Annotated in this window: 19 protein-coding genes; 17 read left to right on the top strand and 2 right to left on the bottom strand. The window is 35.4% G+C overall.

Translation table 11 applies throughout. The features are described from left to right. The first annotated feature begins 128 nt into the window (after positions 1-128). The 4 genes from CZ382_RS13020 to CZ382_RS13005 all read left to right on the top strand — a co-directional run bounded on the left by CZ382_RS13020 (position 129) and on the right by CZ382_RS13005 (position 4,776). Positions 129-341 (top strand): hypothetical protein, encoded by a 213-nt coding sequence (locus tag CZ382_RS13020; RefSeq protein ID WP_188725264.1) that lies wholly within the window; start codon positions 129-131, stop codon positions 339-341. 306 nt (positions 342-647) lie between these two features. Beyond that, positions 648-854 carry a GNAT family N-acetyltransferase gene (locus CZ382_RS13015; protein WP_188725265.1) on the top strand — a complete coding sequence of 69 codons (207 nt, stop codon included), beginning with the start codon at positions 648-650 and terminating at the stop codon, positions 852-854. 80 nt (positions 855-934) lie between these two features. Continuing rightward, a complete protein-coding gene (locus CZ382_RS13010; protein ID WP_088051645.1) occupies positions 935-4,375 on the top strand; it encodes a hypothetical protein in 3,441 nt (1,146 codons plus the stop codon). A 95-nt stretch (positions 4,376-4,470) separates the two neighbouring features. Continuing rightward, positions 4,471-4,776, top strand: coding sequence for a TFIIB-type zinc ribbon-containing protein (locus CZ382_RS13005; protein WP_088051644.1), 306 nt, complete (start codon positions 4,471-4,473; stop codon positions 4,774-4,776). A 124-nt stretch (positions 4,777-4,900) separates the two neighbouring features. Here CZ382_RS13005 and CZ382_RS13000 read toward each other — a convergent pair whose 3' ends face one another. Then, positions 4,901-5,260, bottom strand: a complete 360-nt coding sequence (locus CZ382_RS13000; protein ID WP_088051643.1) for a Lin0512 family protein — start codon at positions 5,258-5,260, stop codon at positions 4,901-4,903. Positions 5,261-5,484: 224 nt separating this feature from the next. Here CZ382_RS13000 and vanR point away from each other — a divergent pair, with 224 nt between their 5' ends. The 3 genes from vanR to vanY all read left to right on the top strand — a co-directional run bounded on the left by vanR (position 5,485) and on the right by vanY (position 8,293). Next, positions 5,485-6,186 carry a vancomycin resistance response regulator transcription factor, VanR-F/VanR-M family gene (gene vanR, locus CZ382_RS12995; RefSeq protein WP_088051642.1) on the top strand — a complete coding sequence of 234 codons (702 nt, stop codon included), beginning with the start codon at positions 5,485-5,487 and terminating at the stop codon, positions 6,184-6,186. Next, on the top strand, positions 6,179-7,285 hold the full coding sequence (locus CZ382_RS12990; protein WP_088051641.1) for a sensor histidine kinase: 1,107 nt from the start codon (positions 6,179-6,181) through the stop codon (positions 7,283-7,285). The genes vanR and CZ382_RS12990 overlap by 8 nt, the downstream gene beginning before the upstream one ends. Positions 7,286-7,402: 117 nt before the next feature. Beyond that, the gene (gene vanY / locus CZ382_RS12985) at positions 7,403-8,293 is read left to right on the top strand and encodes a VanY-A/VanY-F/VanY-M family D-Ala-D-Ala carboxypeptidase (RefSeq protein WP_088051640.1); all 891 of its coding nucleotides are present in this window, start codon (positions 7,403-7,405) and stop codon (positions 8,291-8,293) included. A gap of 201 nt (positions 8,294-8,494) precedes the next feature. Here the strand turns inward: vanY and CZ382_RS23440 are convergent, their stop codons facing one another. After that, positions 8,495-8,608, bottom strand: a complete 114-nt coding sequence (locus CZ382_RS23440; protein ID WP_106427350.1) for a Lin0512 family protein — start codon at positions 8,606-8,608, stop codon at positions 8,495-8,497. Positions 8,609-8,844: 236 nt separating this feature from the next. On the opposite strand from CZ382_RS23440, the gene CZ382_RS12980 reads away from it, so the two are divergent. The 10 genes from CZ382_RS12980 (at position 8,845) to CZ382_RS12935 (ending at position 18,849) form a co-directional block, all read left to right on the top strand. After that, positions 8,845-9,600, top strand: a complete 756-nt coding sequence (locus tag CZ382_RS12980) for an AAA family ATPase (protein WP_088051639.1) — start codon at positions 8,845-8,847, stop codon at positions 9,598-9,600. A gap of 24 nt (positions 9,601-9,624) precedes the next feature. Further along, complete coding sequence (gene rlmH / locus CZ382_RS12975) at positions 9,625-10,104, top strand: 23S rRNA (pseudouridine(1915)-N(3))-methyltransferase RlmH (RefSeq protein WP_088051638.1); 480 nt, start codon at positions 9,625-9,627, stop codon at positions 10,102-10,104. A 207-nt stretch (positions 10,105-10,311) separates the two neighbouring features. Further along, positions 10,312-11,310: a nucleotidyltransferase family protein gene (locus tag CZ382_RS12970; RefSeq protein WP_088051637.1), complete on the top strand. Its 999-nt coding sequence runs from the start codon at positions 10,312-10,314 to the stop codon at positions 11,308-11,310. After that, positions 11,303-12,178, top strand: a complete 876-nt coding sequence (locus tag CZ382_RS12965) for an S-4TM family putative pore-forming effector (RefSeq protein ID WP_088051636.1) — start codon at positions 11,303-11,305, stop codon at positions 12,176-12,178. Before CZ382_RS12970 ends, CZ382_RS12965 begins: the two co-directional genes overlap by 8 nt. A 416-nt stretch (positions 12,179-12,594) precedes the next feature. Continuing rightward, positions 12,595-12,963, top strand: coding sequence for a hypothetical protein (locus tag CZ382_RS12960; RefSeq protein ID WP_088051635.1), 369 nt, complete (start codon positions 12,595-12,597; stop codon positions 12,961-12,963). A 105-nt stretch (positions 12,964-13,068) separates the two neighbouring features. After that, on the top strand, positions 13,069-13,434 hold the full coding sequence (locus CZ382_RS12955) for a hypothetical protein (RefSeq protein WP_088051634.1): 366 nt from the start codon (positions 13,069-13,071) through the stop codon (positions 13,432-13,434). A 161-nt stretch (positions 13,435-13,595) separates the two neighbouring features. Further along, positions 13,596-14,177 (top strand): hypothetical protein, encoded by a 582-nt coding sequence (locus CZ382_RS12950; protein ID WP_088051633.1) that lies wholly within the window; start codon positions 13,596-13,598, stop codon positions 14,175-14,177. A gap of 12 nt (positions 14,178-14,189) precedes the next feature. Continuing rightward, positions 14,190-15,923 carry an HsdM family class I SAM-dependent methyltransferase gene (locus tag CZ382_RS12945; protein WP_088051632.1) on the top strand — a complete coding sequence of 578 codons (1,734 nt, stop codon included), beginning with the start codon at positions 14,190-14,192 and terminating at the stop codon, positions 15,921-15,923. A 73-nt stretch (positions 15,924-15,996) separates the two neighbouring features. Further along, positions 15,997-17,141 (top strand): IS3 family transposase gene (locus CZ382_RS12940; protein ID WP_200809510.1). Its coding sequence is split into 2 segments (ribosomal slippage): positions 15,997-16,255 and positions 16,255-17,141, totalling 1,146 coding nucleotides; the frame shifts between segments, so codons are not numbered across the junction. A 172-nt stretch (positions 17,142-17,313) separates the two neighbouring features. Next, positions 17,314-18,849, top strand: coding sequence for a TaqI-like C-terminal specificity domain-containing protein (locus tag CZ382_RS12935; protein ID WP_088051631.1), 1,536 nt, complete (start codon positions 17,314-17,316; stop codon positions 18,847-18,849). Positions 18,850-18,859 lie beyond the last annotated feature (10 nt).

Raw genomic sequence — 18,859 nt, 5'->3', positions numbered from 1 at the left:
TTGTATTGGAATGGCCAAATTTTGATGGTGACAGCAGGGGATTAGTTGGATATCGTTTTTGAAATGGGTAGAACAGTATTTTGTTATCGGGTAGCAGGATGATTGTTTATTAATGAGGTGGGGGCTATATGGGTTTTGATTTCAAGCTAATGACACAAAAACAAGCAGAAATTATAGCCTACCAGTGGCATTATGATGGTATTTATTCATTTTATGATATGGAATCGGATGAAGAGGATTTAGAGGAATTTCTCGACCAGGATAAGCGTGGGGAATCTGTATTTGCAGTTCAAAAGGGTAATGACTTAATTGGTTTTTTCAAAGATAAAGAAAGTATATAAATTTAGGCTCTATTCTGTTCTCGGCAGAGTAGGCCACGTCCGGCTCCAGCGCCCAGCGACTAGTGGACTTCCCTCGCCTCCGTACGATAAGTCAACATCGGTTCGGGGAAGGAGGAAGGCCGACTAAGAACGGACTTTGCGTCCAACGTCGGCATACCCCTATGAAGGGGCATGTTTCCTTTATCTCCTACGGCTCAGTCCAGTCCATACGTCGCTAAACGGGCGCTTGCGCCTTTGTTCGTTTTAACCAGGTTGATTCAGAGACCCTTTATATAGGATTGGGTATGAGACCAGATCTAACAGGAAATGGAAACGGATATGATTTTCCTTGTTGAAGGTCTAGAATTTGCAAATCACAGATATTCACCTGAAAAAATTACATTATCTGTTGCAACATTTAATCAAAGAGCAATTAAAGCTTATGAAAAGACAGGTTTTAAACCCATTGGAACATTTATGCAGGAAACGAATGGCAGCAAGTATGAGTTTCTAAAAATGGTTTATGAATGTTAGTGCCTAAGAAATTCATAGAACTTGATAAACTTTTAAATTACTGAAAGAAGATTATTTTTACTTTTTAAGGTGAGGATTAAATGGACCACATAAAAAACAGCTCACGACAGCAAATCGTTAAGGAAGAGCTGAAACAGCTGGAAGAAGCGCAATACATATCACCTGAATTATATACCCAAGTTGTAGAAGCACACAATCAATATTATGCAGATTTGGAAGCAAGGGAAGCAGAGACGTTTGCAGAAATGCAAGAGGCTGAATTGTTTGACACAGATGTCCCTTTGGAAAAGTTACCCGAGAAAGAACCTGTTATCGAAAAGAAAGTATTATCGCCACAGGAGATTCGGGAGCGGAATATTACCTGGTCACTAAATCTGGGGGTCGTTTTGCTTTTGATTGGCGGCCTGGTTCTTGCTACAAGCACATGGGAAACACTTGCCAATTGGATGAAATCCGGATTAATTGCACTCGTCTCCTTGCTGTTTTTTGGGCTTGCCCTATTTACGATGCGCATTTTGAAAATCAAAAAGACAGCATTTGCATTTCACGTACTTGGCGGTCTGTTCCTGCCGATCACTATCTTGTCTGTAGGCTTTTTTGAATTACTAGGCCCCTATTTTTCGTTTATCGGTGAAGGGCGTTATCTGTTTGGGGCTGCTGGCAGTGTCGTCATTCTGCCAATCTACCTTTTGCTTGCGAAAAAATTAGTATCACGGCTTTTTGTATGGTTCTCGTATGTTACGGTTACCGTTTTTACAGGCTTCTTGCTAGCGGCATTGTATTTGCCTGTGGATGGGTTTTATCTTGGCATTATGTTGTTTAATGCATTGCTTATCGTACTATACAAACGGCTTAAGGATAACCAGCGTATACAGCTGTTTATCAAAGAATTTGTACTTTATATCCAATTCAATTTGGTTTTCTCCACATTGCTGATGCTCGTTTTTTACAATCATGAAGTCGTTTATGGTTTTAATTTGCTGTTAACGGCGATTCTTTACTTTGCAATGGTATATGTAACCAAGCATAAGGAGTATCATTTTGTCTTCAGTGCCATGCTTGTTTACGGTGCATACCAGCTAATTGAATATTCCATTTTGCATGTGGTTGGGGCCATCGTCTACGCGCTATTAGGGTTTGTCTTTTTAGCGATACCGAGATTCATAGCGGATGATCATTCACTAAAAATTTCCTTTCGTTATACAAGTGCAGTCGTGTCTGCTTGTGCTTTTGTGTATATCAGTTTTGAAGGGATTATGATGAGGATGCATGAGCCGTCGTTAGTCATGCTACTGGCGTATGTGCTGATTGCCTTGAATTTTACGTTTCTTTCCAACATGCCAAAACAGATATTGTTTGCTTATTTAAGTCCTGTATTTTTGATGAGTGCTTTATATGAGGTTGTTTTGTTTGGTCAGGATTGGTTTGGTTATGAGGGATTAATACTGCCGTTATTTTTAATGGGTTTAATCATTTATATTGTCTTTGGTTGTTTGATGAAAATGTCCTTTTTCCAAACGATTAAAGAAAGCACGCGAGATGTCGGTGGAGTTATAATGCTATTATGCGTTTTGGTTGATTATCTGTTGATGAACTGGTGGCAGGTTGGGATTATGCTCCTGCTTGTAAGTATGACCGCATTAACCATGGAACGTTTTGAAAAAAGAGCGGTATTTACAGAAGGCGATTCTCCTTCTTGGGTCCATGCGCTATCATTGGGTCTTGCCGTTATGATGTTTTATGCTGCTATTGAGAATCAGGTAACAATCGAACACTATACTGGACCATTGCAAGCGGAGAGCTTTGTTCTGGCAGGCATTGTTGTTCTGTTGGCAAGCTTTGTGTGGTGGCAGCTGAAACGAAAGCCGTATGAGGAACATTCCTTTTATACTGCAAATGGCTTTTATTTGCTAGGGATGGTATTAACAGTAACGCTTGATTTTGATGCTGTGATACGTGCTGTAATTATGCTAGGTGGAGCAGTAATGGCTTATTTGCTGTACCGAAAAACAAACTCGACTTCTGTCTCGTATGTTGTCAGTGGCATATCTCTAACGTTTTATATAGCAGTACTTTTTGCTATTCACTCGCAAATGGATATCCAATCTGACCTTTTCAATTCACTACAATTCGTTATCGGGGCGGTGCTGCTCTTAATAGTGGGATATATGGCCCGAAAATATGACAGCAACCTGACGAACAGTTTCTGGTGGGCAGGACACTCTTTCTTGCCATTTGCTTTGCTTGCTAGTTTTTTACTTTTTGAGGAAAAAACTGTCTGGGCATTTTTCGTAGCTACAGTTGTTTATGGACTTAGTCTTCGGTTGGCAAAAGCGGAATGGATGATCTTAAGTTTTTTATATGCCGGATTTTCAACGTTTTGGATCGGTCTCAGTCTATTGTTTGTCTTGTTGGATCTGGACGAACACATTCATTATGCTGGACTTCTTACAAGCATCATGATTGCAATTGGATGGTACTTCAGTAAGGGAGCGTGGACAAGACGGATCGCATTTTATGTCATTCCTTTTTCCGTATTTGGCATTTTTGTATTCACGTTAGTGCGGGATTTTGACATTACGCTATTTCTCGTTACAGTGCTTTACGCAATGTTGACGCTATTCATGATGCATAAGGAAAAATGGGATATCTTTAATGTTGTCCCACTCATACTTGTCTACTATGTGCTATGGATTTATGAAGATGCGTTTCTATCGCCAGATTATAGCATGTTAGTTAGACTTGTCGTGTTTGCTGGTGTACTTATGGTGGTTGGTTTGTTATCGTATCCGGTTATTTATCAAGAACAAAAAGACAAGGAAATACCTTACATGATTGATTGGTATTCGATCATTGGCCTTATCGCACTATGTAATTTGTATATGGTTACAACAGAAATGTTATGGACAAAACTGTTGCCTGGGCTGCTCATTTCCCTTTATTTGCTGCTGCAACGGAAACGTATCCCATCTGTTCCGGTAAAATGGGTAATCTTTGCAGCATGTGCTTATCTGCTGCAGCCATATTATGTATTACTTGGAAATATTCGATTACCTAATTTAATCGAGCGGGAATTATATGTTTTACCGTGGGTGGTTGTTGTTATTTTCCTGAAAAAGGTTGCAGACAGGGAGTATAAAACGGTCGTAAATTATATACAGTGGGCTGTTCTGGTCATCGTTTCGCTGTTACTTATCCAGGATGCACTGGCAAGCTCGACTATCTATGATGCGTTAATCATGGGTGTGCTGTCTCTTGCCTCGATGCTTGGCGGCATGGCTTATCAGCGAAAAGCATTTTTCTTTGTCGGAGCAGGGGTATTACTGCTGAATGTTTTCTTGCAAACAAGGCCATACTGGGGAAACCTGCCATGGTGGGCATACCTTTTAATTGCCGGATCGATTTTAATTGCGGTGGCAAGCTATAATGAATGGCATAAGCAAAAAACGGCAGATGGGAAAGAAACATTAGCCTCTATTTTTTATAAAAAGGTTATTCAGAGGATAAAACGGTGGGAATGACAGGCACAAGTCTTAATTAAATTGTCAAATTATTTCCTCGAGGCTCGTGGTATAATAATATAAATTGTGTTATCCCATATTAAAGGAGTGGAGCAATGAATTGTCCAGTTTGTGATAATGTACGTATGCGCGAGGTTGAGAAGGAAAACGTGTTGATTGATATTTGTCCGAATTGCAAAGGTGTATGGCTGGATCGTGGTGAACTGGAAAAAATCACACAAGGCTTACGAGAGGACGAACAGTATAACGATCGGTCCCACAAATCTGATGATCGATACTATCGGGATGATCGTGATTATTCCCGAAAAGATTACGACTCGAAATACGATAGGCATGGTTACCCACCAAAGTATAAAAAGAAAAAAAGAATGACAGATATTCTTAGTGACTTGTTGGGATAGTTAAATATACTCTACTAAAGAGACAGGCAAGTAATCCCTGTCTCTTTATCATGATTCACTTGTTTTTAGACGCTTTAATTAAAACGCGTATCCATGAAGCGAATGTTGGATACGCGTTTTAAAATTAATAACCAACTTCAACAGCTGCGTTGACAATATACATCAAATCATTCTTATCCTGTTGGTCCTCAAGGAAAATACCACTTGTTGTTGCCATGCCGCCATCGACGACTTCAACCGTCACGGTGCCATATGGAATCATCATTTTGATTTTCTCCTCGTCTAATTTGTCATGATCGGCAGGGATTGCCAATTTGACATTTACTTTCATATTTTCTAAATTCTCATCAGGAAGCATTTTTGCAATCCCTGGCATGGAATTGTAATGAATTGCGTCTTCCACTGCCCGTTGTGAGGCGGTGGTAACATCCTGACCATGTACATCAAGGCCTGTCCCGGTTTGAATAAATAGTAGTTGCTGCATGTTTATCGCTCCTTATTGTGAGTCTGATAATGATATTCCCTTAGGTAAGATTATACAAACACGATTAGATAAATGCACATATAGTTTGGTAAACTATAGTAAAGAAATTTAAGGGGGATTGTACATATATGTAACCGAGCATAAGGAATATGACTTTGTCTTCAGTGCCATGCTGGTTTATGAAAGGACTTTATATATAGCTAACTTTACTTAGGAGTGGGAAGATGAGAGATATTTCGATATTAATTGCTGATGACGAGGAGGAGATTGCTGATTTGATTGCCATTCATTTAGAAAAAGAAGGGTACCATGTTATGAAAGTATCGAATGGACAAGAGGCTGTTCGTGTTGTTGAGACACAGGTCTTTGATTTGCTGATTTTGGATATTATGATGCCGAAAATGGATGGATATGAAGTAACCCGCCGCATTCGTGAACAGCATAATATGCCTATCATATTTTTGAGTGCTAAGACATCTGATTTTGATAAAGTACAGGGACTTGTAATTGGAGCAGATGATTATATGACTAAACCATTTACCCCGATAGAATTGGTCGCTCGTGTAAATGCTCAGCTCCGACGTTTTATGAAACTAAATCAACATAAAACAGATACAAATAATTACACTAGCGTGGAATATGGTGGATTAGTTATTTCTCCAGAGCAACGTACAGTTACTCTATATGGCGAAAGCATCGAGCTAACACCGAAAGAGTTTGATATTTTGTATTTACTGGCGAGTCATCCAAAAAAAGTTTTTAGTGTGGAAAGTATTTTCAGGCAAGTGTGGGGTGAAGCATACTTTGAAGGGGCTAATACCGTTATGGTTCATGTACGTACGCTTCGGAAAAAACTTGAAGAAGATAAACGGAAAGACAAATGGATTAAGACAGTCTGGGGAGTAGGGTATACATTCAATGGTTAAAATGATGCGCAGTTTTCGTTCAAAGATGGTGTTGTTATTTGGTTTTAGTATGTTTCTCTCTGGCACTATAACTTATATAATCTTTAAAATACTTCAATATTATTACCATACTTGGGTTGATTACGGCGATCCATTGACGCATTTCCGTTCATTTATGTACAAAATTGGCGATATTAATTTCTTTTTACTTATATTTATTCCACTTTCAATATTGTTTTTCTTTCTCTTTACGAAGCGCTATTCCACTTATTTCAAAGAGATTTCAAGGGGAATTCACTACCTTGCCCGTGGCGACTTTCAACATCAGGTTACAATCCAATCAAATGATGAGTTTAACGACATTACGAACGACATTAATCTTGCTAGTAAAAAGTTAAAAGAAGCCATAGAAAGAGGTGATTTTTCGGAAAGCAGTAAGGATCAGCTAGTAGTAAACTTAGCACATGATTTACGAACTCCACTTACCTCTGTTTTAGGCTATTTGGATTTGATCCTTAAGGATGAAAGCTTGTCTAAAGAACAAGTCAGACACTTTTTAACGATTGCCTTTACCAAATCCCAACGTTTGGAAAGGCTGGTTGATGAATTATTCGAGATAACTAGAATGAACTATGGAATGCTGCCAGTTGAAAATAAGAGAATAAATTTAACTGATCTACTTAACCAATTAAAGGAGGAATTGTATCCTTTATTCGAAAAAAGTCATTTGATTGCTCGGATGAATAGTACGACCCATTTACCCATTCTGGGCGATGGAGATTTGATAGCACGTGTGTTTGAAAATCTTATTACTAATGCTATTCGTTATGGATATGACGGCCAGTATGTCGATATTAACGGTTTTATTGATACAGATGAAGTGGTAGTTCAAGTTGTGAATTATGGAGATAGCATTCCTCCGGATGAACTTCCGCATCTCTTTGATATGTTCTATACCGGGGACAAAGCACGAACTAACCAAGAAGATAGCACAGGTCTTGGCTTGTTCATTGCGAAGAATATTGTGGAGCAGCATAATGGATCGATTACTGCCAAAAGTAGCGTCATACAGACAATTTTTGAAGTCCGTTTACCAAAGGAAAGTGAACGAAATAATTAAGATAGAAACTTCAAGCAAGTACATGATTTAAGAAAAATTTAAGATTTACCCCACTATTTTTTTAAATAGTTTTAGTTATTCTTTTGAGTAAAGAAGAATAAGGAGGAAACGTAAAAAATGAAGAAATGGGGATGTTTATTTTTATTACTATTGTGCTTGTGTCTAACCTATATATATATTGGACCGTTTTTTGAACCAAAAGCAGATTTGCCAAATGTAGAAGTACAAGAATATGATCAACATGAAAATGATAAAGCAGGGGATGGAAGGACTTCTGAAAGTGTCCAAATAGATCTTACAAAAGATCAAATCTATCAAGGAAATCTGCTCTTGGTCAACAGTGAGTATCCGGTTGACCGCGAAAGTATTAAATCAGATGTTGTCAATCTATTTAAGCACAATGAATTGGTAAAAGGATACGGATTGTTAGATAACGACACTTATTTGTCAGAGGATATAGCACGTAAATTTTCAGATATGATTGCTGCTGCGGAAAAAGAAGGAGTTTCTAATTTCTTCATTACTAGTGGATTTCGAGACTTTGATGAACAACGTGTACTTTATCAAGAAAAGGGCTCTGCCTATGCCTTGCCACCCGGCTATAGCGAACACAATTTGGGTTTATCGCTTGATGTAGGAACTACTCAAATGAAGATGGCTGAAGCACCTGAAGGAGAGTGGATAGAAAAAAACGCTTGGAAATACGGGTTCATTTTACGCTATCCAGAGGATAAAGCTGACGTCACAGGTATCAACTATGAACCCTGGCACATTCGCTATGTTGGTTTACCGCATAGTGCGATTATGAAGGAAAATAATTTTGTTTTAGAAGAGTATTTAGATTATCTCAAGGAAAAAAAGAAGGTTTCTGCTAAGGTTGATGGTCAAAAATATACTGTTTCTTATTACGCTTTTTCTGAAAACACGACCATTAATATAGCGGAAAATCACGAGTATGAGATTTCAGGTAACAATATGGATGGAGTAATTGTGACCGTTTATGAATGATAAGTGAAAAAAGAAATAGCTAATCGAATAAATGTAAGAGTAAGGTTAAAAGTAAAAGCTTATCCTACAATCGTATGCTTACCTAATATAGAAAGAGGCTTGTTGTAGGCCTGGTCTTTAAACGCTTTTAAGAAACAAAATTATGTTGGGTTGTACAAGTTATTGTGAGGAATTGCACTTAATTGGTGAATTCGTTCATATTCAGTTCCAAAATAATAGAATCGCATCTTCTACTGCACGCTGGGATGCTTGTATCACATCTTGTCCTTGCAAGTCAAGACCTGTTCCGGTTTGAATGAATAAGAGTTGCTGCATGGTATCGCTCCTTGTTAGAGATTTATGTAATAATGTTTCCCTTAGCTAATATTATACAAACTTGCTTAGCAAAATGCAGTATCAATGGTAAGCGACAACTGCCTCCTGCCCCAAGGAATGCCTGCGAAGAAAAATGAGTTAGGTGTATCTTCAGTTTAATTAACAGCCAATTTGTACGGGAATTTTGCTATGATAGGGTTAACAGTTTTTTTACGTATCGAGGTGTTTTCATTGGCATGAAGTTAAATCGTGATACACAGTATGTTAAAAACGTAACATTGAAAAAAGAAATGATACCTTCGTATGACACGTTTCCGTTCCATTTGCCTGTCATTAACATGTTTCAGGAATTGGTTCTTCATCCGAATGTGACGTATATTATTGGGGAAAATGGAATGGGAAAATCAACGTTGCTTGAGGGCATTGCCGTGGCACTTGGATTTAATCCGGAAGGCGGCACACGCAATTTCAATTTTTCCAGCTATGACTCCCACTCCAGCCTTGATCAATACTTAAGGATAGCAAAAGGTGTCCAGCGACCAAAGGATGGCTTCTTTTTCCGTGCCGAATCATTTTATAATGTGGCGACGAATATTGAAGAAATGGATGCACAACCTGCCCCGGCTCCAAGGATTGTTGATTCCTTTGGTGGAAAATCACTTCATGAACAATCACACGGCGAATCCTTTTTCGCTGCTTTTGTCCACCGATTCCGGGGTGGAGGGTTATATATTTTAGACGAACCGGAAGCGGCACTATCACCACTCCGGCAGATGTCTTTACTTGCCCGGATCCATGAGCTGGTCAACGAGGGATCACAGTTCATCATATCAACCCACTCGCCGATTATCATGGCGTACAGTCAGGCAAAAATTATAGAACTAACAGAAGATGGTATGACAGAAAAAGCCCTGGAGGACACGAATCACTATTCAATTATGAAGCAGTTTTTCGAAGATCGGGAGCGCTTGCTGCATCATTTGTTCCAGTAGTCTTAGGAAAAGGAATGGTTGAACATGAAAATATCCATCGTAGCAGTGGGAAAGCTAAAGGAAAAATATTTAAAGCAGGGAATCCAGGAGTATTTAAAACGGCTCTCTGCATATGCAAAAGTAGATATTATCGAAGTTGCCGATGAAAAGGCGCCAGAAAACATGAGTGAGGCAGAAATGGCGGAAGTGAAGCGGAAGGAAGGAGAGCGGATCCTTGGTGCGCTTTCACCTGATACATATGTGATCACACTTGAAATCAATGGAAAAATGCTGACTTCCGAGCAGCTGGCAGCCAAAGTGGATGAGCTTGCAACATACGGGAAAAGCAAAATTGCCTTTATAATTGGCGGTTCACTTGGGATTAGTGAAACGGTGCAGAAGCGGAGTGATTTGGCGCTGTCGTTTTCTAAGATGACCTTTCCACATCAGCTTATGCGGGTGGTGCTGTTGGAGCAGGTTTATCGGGCGTTTCGGATTGTTAGGGGGGAACCGTATCACAAATAGTGGTAAAGCAGAGAGTGGAAGTTGTTATTAACAAAAAATATCTAGATAGAATTTAATAATAGAGAAGTACTAGTTGGTTAAATGTAAATACACCATGGTAAAAATGTTATAATATAGGAGACCTTTTGTAAACAGACTTCATGAATTATAGAGGTCTGTTTTTTTATTAGAATCAATACTTATGTCAAAAAAATAGGGGGATAATCAATGGCATCAATATATTCATCTATAAATACGTTTGCGAAGAATATTGTAGATTTGGATCCTGAAAATCTAGCAAAAGCAAGAAGTAGTAGGAAGTGGTTGGTTGGGAAAATAGAAGACTTTCCAACAACTGACGAATCCTTTCCGAAAATTTATACTGCTGAAAATGACGTTCAGATGGGCTCATTTAGCAGGAGAACCAAAATACGCCCAATAGATGACATTGATTTTATAGTGGTTTTTAATGCAGAGGGTACAACCTATAGTACAAGTATTTTTGATGGCAAGATTTCAATGAATGTTCCTGAAACTGCAACAAGATTAAAGGCGCTAACTAACGATGATAATACTTTAAATTCAATTAAATTGTTAAATAAATTAAAAAGTTCTTTGAAAGATGTTCCCCAATATGATCAGGCAGATATAAAGCGTAACAAAGAAGCAGTAACATTAAAGTTAAAATCATATACATGGAATTTTGATATAGTTCCAGCATTTTTAACAAAACCCGAAAGTGATGGTAGATCTTATTATTTGATACCCGATGGATATGGGAATTGGAAAAAAACCGACCCACGAGTAGACGCTGCTAGAGCGACCCGTATTAATCAAAAAAGGGATGGTAAAGTATTAAGATATATCCGCTTAATTAAGTATTGGCATAGGAGACCAATAATGTCGAATATAGGCTCATATCTTTTGGAAAACCTAGTCCTAAACTATTTTGATAATAATGATGTTTCAGTGACAGACCAATTTACTTTGAGAAATATATTCTTTTATTTAAGTACTAATATCTACTATAGTTGTCCTGACCCAAAGGGAATACAGGGAGATTTAAATACGTTGGATCAAGATACAAAAAACAAATTTTCTGCTGCAGCATCGCTAGCATGTACTTATGCGGATAATGCTATAAATTATTCCATTAATGATAATCATAAGGCTGCTCACGATGAATGGAGGAAGGTTTTTGGAGGGGAATTCCCAGAGTATGAATAAAGACTATATCACAGTAAAACAAAATAAACCTGAATCAATTAGGCTGCTCGCTGCTATGAGACATTTATACGGTATTTCAAAACACATCAGATTAATAAGAATAGTAATTACAATTATATTTCCAATTATTAGTGTGATTTGTGTAAATTATTTTGCCTCTGCTATTCCTACAATTGCTATTTTAAGTGCAATCTGGTTAATCCTTAATAGAACATGGATTCTGGAATTAGAAAAAAATATTGTTCAAAAAGCAGCAAAAATACAAGAAGAGTTTGATGTGGCATTATTTCAAATTAACTGGAATGATATTTTGGTTGGGGAAAAAGTAGATCCAGAATATAAAATTGAATTAAATCAAAAATTTAAAGGAGATAGAGATAAATTAAAGGACTGGTATCATGGATTAAAGGCAACAAGTCACTTCTATAATGTCCTTTTAGCACAGAGAACGAGCGTTGTATGGGATATGAATTTAAGAAAGTTCTATGGGAATCTTTTACTTACAGTCTTTAGTATATGCTTAATAACATTTATACTTATTGGTTTTTATTTAAATGCGTCGTTTCAAACACTTATTTTATCTTTAATTATACCTTCTTTACCATTACTACTACATTTAATTGAAACTGCTGTTGCTCATAAGAAAAAGTCAAGTACTCTAGGAGTACTTTTAGCGAAAATAACAAATGAAATATCAATAACCACATCTGATGATATTAAAGATAGGTGCAGACAATTTCAAGATTATATTTATTTAAATAGATGCGATATTAACACAGTACCCGAAAAAGTATATTGGATAAAAAGAATCACCTATGATAGGTTATCCAAAGAAGTAAATGAAGAATATAGTAACACCGAAAATTAATATTATTTTTTACACCATGATGTAATGTCCATACTATGGCTATTATATCATGGTGTTTATTTCAGGATGATGCTAAAATCAGGTATTGCTATTTGGTATTATCCAATTACTAGAATTCAGATAAAATTGAAATAGTGTTATTTCTTGATTATCTTTCGAAATGAGAATATGCCTCTCTTCTTGTTTACCCATATCTATAAAATATTGCATTTGTTCACCTTTGATTGTGAAATACTCGTCTAAGGTTGATATATCGTCCAAAAATTAGGGGTAAATAGCCTTTTAAATCAATTTTAAGTTTACAGGTAATACATAACACTAACCTTGAGTTTTACAGCATAAAATCAAGGGTTTTACTTCATTATCTTGAAGAGTCGTTATGACTAAACTTTCAAAAGATAATGGAGGAGATACACTTGCAACAAATTAATAACTCAAGAAAAACAATGGAAAATGAAATTGTTGAATTCAATCATGAGGATTACCAATTTATTATTACACGTTTTAAAAGAATTAACTGGAAGCAATACAAGGGGTTTTCCCAATATCAGTACTTTTTATTTGTGTTCGACAAAAGGCTAGCAAAGGTTAATAATGGGGATTCTATAACCGAAGTTTTCAATACAGAGATTAGAGACAATGTTTTTGAAACCTTTGAAAGTCTTAAGCAAAATTTAGATGTTATTTTGAGCGAGTATATTTTGAATGATGATGCAATCTTTAGGTGTTTAAAAGTGGTTGAAAAATTAAATCCTATTTATTTAGACAACAATGGCAAGGAATAAAATCCTTGTCTTTTTGATTTTTAAATAACAACAGACAAAAATGATATTAAAAAAGCAGTAATACCCCCTCGAATGTTGAAGTAAAGGATAAGGGAGGTGAAAATATTGCTTAAATTAAAAGTAGAAGAATTGGTTGAAATTAATGATTTTTATAACAGTGCATCAAAGGTAACAATAACCTATGTAACAGGTGATACTGTTCTATTGGAACTTTATGAGGATGTTGTAACTGAAGAATTTATTCTTAGCAAAAGAGATTTGATAATGGTGTTAAGAAATTTCTATGTAGAGGATATTTGTGACATAGTTCAATCAGGAGTATATGGTCAGATTGAAGTGAAAATAGAAAAGTCTATTGAGCATTACCCTGTTCAGATTTCTGTGGAAGATGGATATAAGTATTACTGTAATTTAGAGGAACTTAACTATATAAAACGCATAATTGATCATCAAAAAGGGATGGATAAGTAATTTATAGTGGATCATAGAAAGAGTGTGTGAACTAAAGACAGAACAAGTTGCTATAATGTTCATAGTTGCTATTTTCTTTAAACAAGTCCATATGTTGATACCCTATGTTAAAATAGGTAAATAGATGGATATTTTGATATTTTTATCATGGAGGTTTGAATATGAATATTGAGGTCAATCAAGAAGAGTTTTTAGAGGAAATGTTTACAATAAAAAGTAATTTAGTTAAGGCCTTAAGTTCCGAAAATGTTGAGAAATATAGAGAGGAATATATAGGAAAGTATAGTTTAGAAAGGTTTAAGGAGTTTTTTATTGAAAAAGCCGCATTACATACACTCTTTAAATACTTTCTAATTCGTATGATTGAGGAATCAATGGGGAGGGTTAAAGTAAAGTTAAATGAAGATGGATTGAAAAAATGGCATCAAATGAGCAAAAACTTTAGGGAAGATTATAATCTACTATTGGAATTCGCTGAAAAAGATGTAAAAAGAGAACATGACTTAGCGGAAATATTTATAGAATCAATTTATGACGAGAAACAATTTAATGATAAAACTAGTAAGGTACTAGCAGAACATATTCCAACAATGGCGAAATATGACTTTGCCACACTAGATGCGAATACAACCTTATCAGTAATTGATAAATTATATAACCTTGAAAAGAGAGAAGAACTTCAGAGGCTTTCCCATCCATCTCCAATCTTGAATTTCTTATTACAACAAGTAGGGTTGTTATAAAGGAGAGTTAAAATGTTAAATAAGGAAAATTTAATAAACGACTTAAAGGAACTTCATATTGAAATTGTACAGGTTTATAAAAGTATTTTTGAATATAAATTTGAAAATGATACTATTTTTCATAGGTTCGTTGAAGAAGAGTATGAAAGAGATAATATCGTTAAGGATGATGAGAAAAGTTCATGGAACGTGCAGTACTTCCATCGCTCTGCTTATACCCTATTAAATAAAATCCTATTTATTCGCATTTGTGAAGATAAAGGATTTATGTTAAATGATGATGACAAAATCATGGGACAAGAACTAAATTCAAAAGTTGGTCAAAAGTTGTCAATGATTGGTTTGCAAAAATGGTCGAATTTGATTTCCAATTACAGTCTTACTGAACTTATAAAGTTTGCTTTTAAGGATATGAATAGGTCTTATAGAAACATAAACCTTTACAAGGATGATGTTTACGACTGGTTAATTCCGAATAACACCGATATAGAAAATGGTATTAATGATAAAAGTTCAGTTAAATTTTATAATGCTTTTGAAGCGCTACTAAAAAAAATAATTGAAACCTTAGATACTTCTCGTTACAACTTTGGAACATCTTCAGATAATGTTCTTGGTGATGTATATGAGAAGTTTATGGATAGAGAGACTAGGAAAAAACTAGGTCAATTCTATACACCTGATTATATTATTGAATATATCCTTAAGAATACTGTGGAAAATACAAACGTTCTTGAGGATCCATTCGTTAAGGTGCTTGATCCTGCATGTGGATCTGGTCATTTTTTAATTAAAGCATATGATATTTTGAGGGGGAAATTTGAGGGAAATATCTCAAGATTGAATACAAAGTTTGCTTCAGAAACATATATTATTTATGAAGGTGATGAAAAAAGAGAGATTAAAGGATATGACTATTGGAAAAAGGAAAATATTCATTATCATATTTTAAATCACTGTATCTATGGTGCAGATATAGATAGTTTCGCAATCCAATTAACGACTATCAACTTACTATTAAAGGATTTAGACAACTTTACAGATAGAATTAATGTTATTGAAAGCGATAGTTTAGTTAAGTGGGAGCAGGACTATGATTGGAAAGAACTTGAGAACCAACTTTATAATGGCGATTTATTCCTAACTTTGGATTCGAAGGATTCTGAGAACAATATTATAACATTACAGCCAAGTTGGGATGAGGCAATTGCATTTATCGATAAAGGGAAGTTTTGGTCTCAAAAATTTGATTATATCGTCGGAAATCCTCCTTATATTAGTTTTGGGCTGAGAGGCGTAAATAAAATTAATAATGAATATTATAATTATATTTTAAATAAATATAGCAACTCTGCCGAATATAAAATTTCAATTTATGCCCTATTTATAGAAAGAGGTATTGAATTATTAAAAGAGGACGGCAAACTATCTTATATTACTCCTGATTCATATTTATTAGGGATGTATTTCCAAAAAATTAGACAACACATATTAAATAGTACTGATATAGAAGAGTTGTTAATCTTAAATTATGAGGCATTTCAGGATGCATCTATTGGTAAAGGGATTGTTTCGCTATTTATTAACCAGAAGGCTGATAATTGGAATGTTAGAGTTTTAGGTGCATTTAATGAAAATGAGGTAGAAGAAAATAAGTTTCCATTAAGATTCCAATTACCTCAAGATTATTTTGATATTACACCAAAAAATCGCTTTTACATTGTATATAGTGAAGAAGAGTTCTGATGTTAGTCTAATAATTGGACATAACAAATGGGGATTTTTATACTAAATATAATAATCTCTAGGAGTGTCTAAGATGGCCAAACGATATGATAAAGAATTTAAAGTATACGCAGTGAAACTGGTAGCCGAAGACGGTAGGAAAACAGCAGAAGTGGCAAGGGAATTAGATTTAGTCCCACAGACGCTGCAAAAATGGGTAGCTAAGTATAAGGAGGACCAAGAGGATAGTTTTGTAGGAAGTGGGAATCGAAGTCCTAAAGATCAAGCTGGATATGAAAAAGATAAACGGATTCGGGATTTGGAAGAGGAGGTAGCTATTTTAAAAAAGGCTATGGGCATCTTCGCAAAAAACCAGAGATAATTTATGTATTTATCCAAGAACACCGCCACGAATTTCGTGTAGAGAAGATGTGCCAAGTACTAGGTGTTTCCAAGAGTGGTTATTATGAGTGGAGAGATCGTCCTGTCAGCGATCGAGCCAAACGCAAACAAAAACTGACGTCCCAAATCAAACGTGTATTTATTGAATCGAAGAGAAGGTATGGAAGCCCTAAAATCACCCAGGTTTTACGTGGTGAAGGGATACCTGTTTCTCAAAAAACGGTGTCTCGTATCATGAGGGAAAATGGCTTACGTTCTAAAACGGTGAAGAAATATAAGGCGACAACGAACTCGAAGCATTCGCACCCTGTCTATCCAAATCTATTAAACCAAAATTTTCGGGTAGATAAGCCAGGACAAGTATGGGTGAGCGATATCACGTACATTTGGACCAAAGAAGGATGGCTCTACCTAGCGACCGTCATGGATTTGTTTTCCAGGCGAATTATTGGTTGGGCAATGAGTCATCGAATGACCAAAGAATTAACACTCACTGCATTAAAAAGAGCCATCAGCCAGCAAACGCCGCAAGAAGGGTTGATTCATCATTCAGATAGAGGCAGCCAATATGCAGCGAAGGAGTATCAGGCGCTTTTAAGAAAACATCATATCATCACAAGTATGAGCCGGAAAGGCAACTGTTATGATAATGCATGTATCGAGTCGTTTCATAGTGTGCTCAAGAAGGAATTAATCTTTCATGAGAATTATCAAACCAGAGAAGAAGCAAAGCGTAATATCTTCTCTTACATCATGACGTTTTATAATTTCAAGCGAATTCACTCGACCATTGGATATATGGCACCAATGGCGTATGAAAAAATGTATCTAAGGTAAGATAGCTTTATAGAAAAACGTACTAGCCTCTCTGTTAAAAGAAGGGGCGTTCTTTCCCCTTATTTTAACAGAGAGGGAAGCAAGCGGAGCGCGGTAGGAATTTAAAAAATTCACCATTTCTAGTGTCCAATTTCTTGACATAGATCCATTCAGCATTTTAAAACGATTACAAATGAATGAGACATATATAAATGACTATTGTAATATTTACAGTGGTTGCATCGGTAAATTTGGTAAACATTCAATGATATCTGATACTAGGAAAAATGAACATGTCATTTATAATAAGAGTGGTAAAGAAGTATTAAAGGATGAGGATGCAAGAAATAGGTGGAGACCTTTACTAGGTAGTGGAAGAAGAATACAACAATATATAAAAAAACCTGTAGAAGAGTATATATATGTACATGAAGATGAGAAGATGAGAAAGAAATACGCTAAGAGTGGTTTTGATCTTGAAAAGTATGAAGGAGAAAAAATTCTTATCAGACAAACTGGAAGTGACTTAATTACAGTATATGATAACGAAGGCTACTTTTGTTTGAACAATATGCATATTATGTATAAAACAGGAAATAAATATTCGTTAAAATTCTTCACTGCATTACTTAATTCATATTTATATAATTTTTACTATCACACTATAAGTATGGAACAAGGTAGAACTATGCCACAAACCGATATAGATGTTATAGAAGAGTTGCCAGTTTTAGAAGTAAAAGAATATGAGTGGTTAGAGGAATTATCAGATGATCTATTAGAATTGAACAGTAAAAGAACAAAGATATCTATTGATAATGAAGTATTAATGGAGAATCGGGAAAAAATAATAGAAAGTTATCTGGAGGTTTATAAACAAAAAACAGAATTAGATAATGAAATATTGGAAAAACGACTCTCTATTGAATATTTAATTATGAAGGAACTGGGTCTTGATGATCACGAGATAAGATATATTATTAATCATATTAATAGTTATGTATCTAAGGAATGGGATTCGTTTCTAATTAGCAACGGAAAAGAAACTAATTTGGAAAACATCAGAGAAAATTTAGCAAAAGAAATTTCAAGTGCAAAGTTAATGGAAACCTCAAGTGAACAAATAGCAAAAGAGTATGGGGTTGAAGTAAACACAGTAAATCACCTTAAATTTTCTTTAGTAACCAGTAGCACAGATGTTAATCTTGAGTATTTATTAGATATGAGCCCTCTCAAGGAAAAAATTAAAAAAGTAATTATTGATGAACTTTATTCTACTTTGGATAGAGATATATCTTACTTTAATCATTTTCATTGTCGTGAAATACTAAAAAATAAACTAAGTAACTTTGCTGAACTTATGTACACGTATAGTAGTGGGGAGACAGTAAGTACGGAAAATATAATAAAGGAAATATTAAATGAATACTCTTCAACTTGGAGAAGTTTTCAAAAAAATAGAGAGAATAACAAATCATTATTTGTAAAATATGATACCAATATTCTTGGACTTGCTAAGTGGGATGATGAGGTACACAAAAAATTCTTTATAGATGCAATAAACTACCATACTTCCTCACAATTAGATGATGATAAATACAAAGGTACGGTTTTTGAAGGAATTAAAAAGACACATAAAAAGGCAAGTTCAGCATTAGAAGCCTTAACTAAAATGGATATCAAAGATAAAAATGATTACATTGAATTACTTTCTGAAAAAGTAAATTAGAATTTTATGT

Origin of the sequence: Virgibacillus dakarensis (assembly GCF_900155625.1) — a bacterium.
Classification (GTDB): Bacteria; Bacillota; Bacilli; order Bacillales; family Amphibacillaceae; genus Lentibacillus_C; species Lentibacillus_C populi.
Note: the sequence above shows the minus strand (reverse complement) of the source record. Positions and strands in the feature narration are given on the sequence as shown.

Bases quoted from the DNA above. Each gene is read 5' to 3' on its own strand.
- CZ382_RS13000 (WP_088051643.1), bottom strand. From the start codon at position 5,260: ATGCAGCAACTACTATTTATTCAAACCGGGACAGGCCTTGATGTACAT.
- CZ382_RS12990 (WP_088051641.1), top strand. From the start codon at position 6,179: ATGGTTAAAATGATGCGCAGTTTTCGTTCAAAGATGGTGTTGTTATTT.
- CZ382_RS12950 (WP_088051633.1), top strand. From the start codon at position 13,596: ATGAATATTGAGGTCAATCAAGAAGAGTTTTTAGAGGAAATGTTTACA.
- CZ382_RS23440 (WP_106427350.1), bottom strand. From the start codon at position 8,608: ATGCAGCAACTCTTATTCATTCAAACCGGAACAGGTCTTGACTTGCAA.
- CZ382_RS13020 (WP_188725264.1), top strand. From the start codon at position 129: ATGGGTTTTGATTTCAAGCTAATGACACAAAAACAAGCAGAAATTATA.
- vanY (WP_088051640.1), top strand. From the start codon at position 7,403: ATGAAGAAATGGGGATGTTTATTTTTATTACTATTGTGCTTGTGTCTA.
- CZ382_RS12965 (WP_088051636.1), top strand. From the start codon at position 11,303: ATGAATAAAGACTATATCACAGTAAAACAAAATAAACCTGAATCAATT.
- CZ382_RS12970 (WP_088051637.1), top strand. From the start codon at position 10,312: ATGGCATCAATATATTCATCTATAAATACGTTTGCGAAGAATATTGTA.
- CZ382_RS12935 (WP_088051631.1), top strand. From the start codon at position 17,314: ATGAATGAGACATATATAAATGACTATTGTAATATTTACAGTGGTTGC.
- CZ382_RS13005 (WP_088051644.1), top strand. From the start codon at position 4,471: ATGAATTGTCCAGTTTGTGATAATGTACGTATGCGCGAGGTTGAGAAG.
- vanR (WP_088051642.1), top strand. From the start codon at position 5,485: ATGAGAGATATTTCGATATTAATTGCTGATGACGAGGAGGAGATTGCT.
- CZ382_RS13010 (WP_088051645.1), top strand. From the start codon at position 935: ATGGACCACATAAAAAACAGCTCACGACAGCAAATCGTTAAGGAAGAG.
- CZ382_RS12980 (WP_088051639.1), top strand. From the start codon at position 8,845: ATGAAGTTAAATCGTGATACACAGTATGTTAAAAACGTAACATTGAAA.
- CZ382_RS13015 (WP_188725265.1), top strand. From the start codon at position 648: ATGGAAACGGATATGATTTTCCTTGTTGAAGGTCTAGAATTTGCAAAT.
- CZ382_RS12945 (WP_088051632.1), top strand. From the start codon at position 14,190: ATGTTAAATAAGGAAAATTTAATAAACGACTTAAAGGAACTTCATATT.
- rlmH (WP_088051638.1), top strand. From the start codon at position 9,625: ATGAAAATATCCATCGTAGCAGTGGGAAAGCTAAAGGAAAAATATTTA.